This is a genomic window from Proteiniphilum sp. UBA5463, from assembly GCF_002427225.1.
GTDB classification, from domain to species: domain Bacteria; phylum Bacteroidota; class Bacteroidia; order Bacteroidales; family Dysgonomonadaceae; genus Proteiniphilum; species Proteiniphilum propionicum.
Genome location: NZ_DIQL01000025.1, coordinates 133,632 through 139,315, shown reverse-complemented (window position 1 = coordinate 139,315; position 5,684 = coordinate 133,632). Strand labels below are relative to the sequence as shown.

Below are 5,684 nucleotides of genomic sequence, written 5' to 3'. Positions count from 1 at the left end.
AGGAAACGATGCAAATTCGGGTATGGGTTCATCCAAAGAAAAAGCTTGGCGCACTATTACCTATGCGGCAACAAAAGCGGTAGCAGGTGATACAGTCTGTATAGAAGGAGGAAATTATGAAAATGAAAATGTGGTCATCACCAATGCGGGATCGGACGGCTCTCCTATTGTCTTTATGGGATACAACGGTACGCCAGTCCTCGACGGTGGAGATTATACGAAGAAAGGAATTTATATCTATGGCAAACCATATATAGTTTTAAAGAATATACGCGTAAAGCGTTATCTTTACGGTATTTGGGTTGATAACAGCCATCATGCGGTTTTAGATGGTTGTATAGCCGATTCATGTTGTAATGTCGATTATGTGAATAAGGGATACGATGGTTACGGTATTTTAGTCAAGAAAAGTAATTATTCAACCGTAAAGAATTGTTCGGCAACAGATAATGGAGGTAATAACTTTTTTTTATCCCAAACCGATAACTGTACTCTTCAGAATTGCAAGGCATATTGTAGGCAAACTGCCAATAACCGGTTTATGACAGACTATTTTGTTGTGTTGGCCTGGAGCAGCAACAATACGGTACGGGATTGTTATGTTGAAGATATAAACGGTTCATACAAGGGAAATCATGGTTTTATTGTTAAGGATAATCCCGGAGACAGTGGAGGACAACCATCCAGTACAGGGAACTTATTTGTAAACTGTTCGGCTAAAAAAATGGAAGAGTGTTTTTCATTTGCTCATGGGACCTATAATAATAAGGTGGATAGCTGTTTCGCTGATAATACCGGGAAAAACTCAATGTTTAATTTCTGTGTACAGAATCGGGATGGTGCCTATAGCAATATGATAGTTAACAGCAGATTTAAAGGTAAGACCGGTATTGTTAGTGTGTATGATGGTACAGAGGGAGCAAATCCACAAAATCAATCAGATAATGTCTTTTTGAACTGTATCTTTGAGGGTGATTTACAGAATAACACAATTGGCGTTTTTTTACGAAACTCAAAAAATACTGCATTCAAAAACTGCAACTTCATTAATATTCCCTTCTTATTCCGCTTTAGTTTAAGTAGTTCAGGGTCTGATGGTAATTCGGAAACAGTCTTAAAAAACTGTATCCTTTCAGCGGTTAATAACCAATTTGATGACCGTTCTCTTTCTGCTCCATGGGGTTTTAATAGAACGGAAACGGGCTATGATGATATGGAAGATGTTTCAGTTTCATACACCAATTTCTGGAATGGTTTTGCAAAGCTTTCAGGTACCGGAAATATAGCCGTTGATCCGCTATTTGCGGATGAAACGAATGGTGATTATCACCTGAAATCAAAAGAAGGAAGATGGAATGGAACAGCGTGGGTTACCGATAACGTTACCAGCCCATGTATAAATGCCGGAAACCCTGATGATGAATATTCAAAAGAGCCTTCTCCAAACGGTGATAGAATTAATATTGGAGTTTACGGAAATACTTCTGTGGCTTCAAAAGGTAGTGAAAACGCATCTCCCCCAGTGAATACGGATAAAATAACTTTTGTGACTGAAAAGTCTGTCGGGGAAACAATAAGGATAGCCTTGTATGCGGCAGCGGAAAATCAGGCTGATGTTTGGATTGATCTCAATAATAATGGGATTAAAGATGAAGGTGAAACGCCGGATTTCCCCTATTCTGTTTCCACTGGACTCACGAATTATGTGATTGGCGCACAAACCATCACCGTCTATGGGAATGTGTATCGGTTAGATTGCTATAGTAATAATAGAATTTCAGCTTTGGAGCCAGCAAGTAGTTCTCTTACCCACTTGTTCTGTCATAATAATAGTATTAGAGAGGCGAATATGACTACTTTAATGAACTCATTATTCGACCGGAAAAGTATTTCAGGTGGTACATTAGTCATTGTTGATACCACTTTGCCTTCAGAGCAAAACGTAGCTTTAAAGTCTGACGTGGATGTTGCCGTTGAAAAAAACTGGTCAGTATATGATTACAAGGGGAGTAATGCAAACAAAGTACCTTACGAAGGTGAATGAAAAGTTTAAATATTATTATCATATTCAACACTTCGGTATTTTTAAATAATTCTTATAATTCATTGAATATCAATAGAGTATGGCGCTTTCCGGGATTTAGCATAATTTATTGACTGTCAGTGTTATAAATGAAGATTTAACGAAGCATTAATATTCAAAATATTGAAATATAATTTTAGGAATCTATTTTTAGGGATAAAAGGACATGCCTCCCTTTGTCTAGGTTGAGAAAATTTTTTATTAGCTGGATTTGTTGTGTTATTATGGAAATACATTCTGAATCCAAACCTGAAACAATAATTAAAATGAAATTTAAGAATAAAAACTATTCACGTCGTGAATTTATAAAAACGAATTTAATTGTCGGAACGGGTGCTGTCATGGGAGCGGGAACGACAGGCAGGGTGCTGGCAAGTTGTACGGCGATAAACAAAACCACGCCCGCCGTTTTAGGTGGAAGCCCCCTGATAACCTCCCACGACTGGCCTTCGTGGCCTGTGTGGAAACCGGAAACCGACGAGAAGAGATTGCTGGAGGTGATGCGCGGTGGGGTGTGGTCGAGGGACAAGGTCACGGATGAATTCGAAAAAAAATGGGCGCAACTGCTGGGTTCCAAACGCTGCCTGGCTGTGGTGAACGGAACCAATGCCCTTAATACAGCCCTGGCGCAGCTGGAGATCGGATGGGGAGACGAGGTGCTGGTCACGCCCTACACTTTCATCGCGTCCGTGTCGTGCATCCTGTTCAACGGGGCCATTCCCGTTTTCGTGGACGTCGATCCCGAAACTTTCCAGATGGATCCGGACAAGATCGAGGAAAAGATAACCCCCCGCACCCGTGCAATTCTACCCGTTCATATTCTGGGACTACCCTGCGATATGGACCGGATCATGAAAATAGCACATAAACATAACCTGTTGGTGGTTGAAGATGCTTGCCAGGCATGGTTGGCAGAGATTAACGGAAAAAAGGTCGGCACCTTCGGGAATGCTGGGTGTTTTAGCTTTCAAAACTCCAAAAATATGCCTATGGGCGAAGGGGGAGCCATCGTCAGCGACGACGATGAATTCATGGACCGTTGTTTTTCGTATCACAATTACGGCAATCCTTACGGTTCTACAGCGGGGCAAATCGGTGCCGGTACCGTGATGGTAGGCACGAAACTACGCATTACCGAGTATCAGGCAGCTATCGGATTGGCACAGCTTGAGCGTTTGGAAGAGCAGACAACGGAAAGGAACGAAAATGCCAGGTATCTTCGGTCGCTAATCGCAAAAATTCCGGGAATTGTACCTTATAAGCTATATAAAAATGTAACAAGAGCTGCTTTTCACCTGTTCCCATTTTTGTATAACAGAGAGGATTTCAAGGGATTGCCCCGGAATAAATTTTTGGAGGCGTTGCATGCCGAAGGCGTTCCCTGTTCCGGTGGATATACGGAATTAAACAAAATGCCTTATTTGAAAAATGCCTTTGAAAGCAAATATTTCCGAAAATTATATCCTGCTGAGAGGCTGAATTACGATAAATACGCAGAGGAGAACCGGTGTCCGGTGAACGAGAAACTGTGCAACGAACAGGCAGTCTGGATCCCACAAAATATACTGTTGGGTTCTAAATCGGATATGAAAAATATAGCATCCGCCATCGAAAAGATTTATCATAATGCAGAACAGATAAAGAACAAACAGTCATGAAAAAAAATTCATCAGTGATAGTCTTGATAGTCTTGAACCTGTATCTAATTTTGTGCATGTCATTTTTTCCTGAATCTGTTCAAGAAAAAAATGATATTCAAAATAAACCGACAACAGAAGGATTGCATGCTGCTGTTTTTGATATTGATATCACCCCTCCTATTAGCTACAAAATGCCGTATGGAGTTGTAATAAATACATGGGATTTGGGGCTTCGGGCAAAAGGGATTGTTCTATCCGGCCCGGGAGAACCGGTCGTCTTGGTTTCTTTGGACTGGCTCGGCATAGCGAACGACTGTTACGATGAGTTCAAGCGTTCGCTTGCCCGGGCTGCGGGAACCACACCAGAACGGGTGGCCGTTCACGTTGTCCACCAGCATGATGCCCCTTATCCACGTGATTTCATAAACGACAATTTTGCATTGTCTGTTATACACCGCCTCGAAATGGCAGTTGCAAGTTCATTCGAGAATTTTATTCCCGTTACACACATAGGATTTGGTGAAGCGCAAGTGTACGGAGTGGCTTCCAACCGGCGGATTCTTGGTGTTGAAGGCAAAGTAAAGGCCATGCGTTGGACAGCCTGCAAAGATTCCACATTACGTGCCGAGCCCGAAGGATTGGTTGACGCGAAGCTGTCGGCTGTGAGCTTTTGGAATGAGGATAAACCCGTTGCTGTGTTAAACTTCTACGCCACTCACCCGCAAAGTTATTACGGCACCGGCGTACCCAATCCAGACTACCCCGGGATAGCCCGTTTTTATCGGCAACTTGCTGTACCCGATGCGTTACAAGTTTATTTCACGGGAGCAGGTGGAAACGTGGGAGCAGGTAAATACAACGATGGTTCGCAAGAAAACAGAGGTGTTTTAGCTGAAAGAGTTGCAGACGGGATGAATCGGGCTTGGGAAAATTCCAAACGAAGTCTTGTTGCAACTTCCGATATTAAATGGAGTGTTGAACCGGTTTCTTTACCGCTGGACTCGGTAAAGGCAGGCAAAGACCTTTGGCAGAGAACAAAATCGGGGAAAAAAGTTGACATCCAGTGCCTGGCTCTTGGCAACTCCAGGATTCTTTTTCTCCCGGGAGAATTAACGGTTGAGTATCAGTTAGCCGCAAAAAAAATGCGACCAGATTTGTTTGTTGCTATGGCGGCGTACGGCGACCTGGGGTTTGGATATATTCCCAGTTCCAAAGCTTTTACTCAGGGAGGTTACGAGGTGGAGGTGGCGAAAGTAACCCCTGAAGCGGAAGAAGTGCTTTTAGATGCCATTTCCAAATTGTTGAATGACAAGCATTAATCCATTTCTCTTCCATACATATCGCTGTAGTGTAGCTAAATAAGCGCTTATTGTAAGATTATCTTTAATTTTGACCAAGGATATTAAACTGCCGAATTTAGAAAAAACAATGATACATAACATTTAGCAGATATAAGGAGAAAGTAAAATGATTAATAATAAATATCAAATTTGTTCTGTGGTAAATAATCGTATTATAGCCTTCCTTTTCTTTTTATCCCTTTCATTTGTCATAGGCAATGCTCAGGGAATTATACCTTTTCCCAATCATTATGAACAAAGGGAAGGCGTGTCAATAGTTCCTCAAGTAATCACTGTCTCGGCCGAATCAGGGGAATTCAGCTCCCTGATTCCCGGATTTGTGGAAACGCTGGAAAATTTTTCCTTGCAAGCAAAGAAGACAGGGAAAAAGGGATGGATACAATTAGTCAGAAACGCAGTCTGTCACAATCCCGAAGAATACCGGTTGATAGTTTCCCCCACAGGTATTATTATTGAAGCCGGATGTGCAAACGGTTGTTTTTACGGGTTGCAGTCGGCTTTTCAGTTGATAAACAGTGCCGGGGCAGTAGGCTCCATTCCATGTGCCGTCATTCGTGACAATCCCCGTTATGGCTGGCGCGGTTTGATGCTGGATGAATC

4 protein-coding genes are annotated in these 5,684 nt (G+C 42.3%); all 4 read left to right on the top strand.

The window, feature by feature from the left end; all coding sequences use genetic code 11:
- Window positions 1-2,044 (top strand): NosD domain-containing protein (locus tag B3B27_RS04520; RefSeq protein WP_286845201.1); only part of this gene is annotated, 2,044 nt, incomplete at its 5' end.
- A 305-nt stretch (window positions 2,045-2,349) separates the two neighbouring features.
- The gene (locus B3B27_RS04515; RefSeq protein ID WP_286834475.1) at window positions 2,350-3,741 is read left to right on the top strand and encodes a DegT/DnrJ/EryC1/StrS family aminotransferase; all 1,392 of its coding nucleotides are present in this window, start codon (window positions 2,350-2,352) and stop codon (window positions 3,739-3,741) included.
- The gene (locus B3B27_RS04510) at window positions 3,738-5,042 is read left to right on the top strand and encodes a hypothetical protein (protein WP_238867923.1); all 1,305 of its coding nucleotides are present in this window, start codon (window positions 3,738-3,740) and stop codon (window positions 5,040-5,042) included. The genes B3B27_RS04515 and B3B27_RS04510 overlap by 4 nt, the downstream gene beginning before the upstream one ends.
- A gap of 148 nt (window positions 5,043-5,190) precedes the next feature.
- Window positions 5,191-5,684 (top strand): glycoside hydrolase family 20 zincin-like fold domain-containing protein (locus B3B27_RS04505; protein WP_286846948.1); only part of this gene is annotated, 494 nt, incomplete at its 3' end.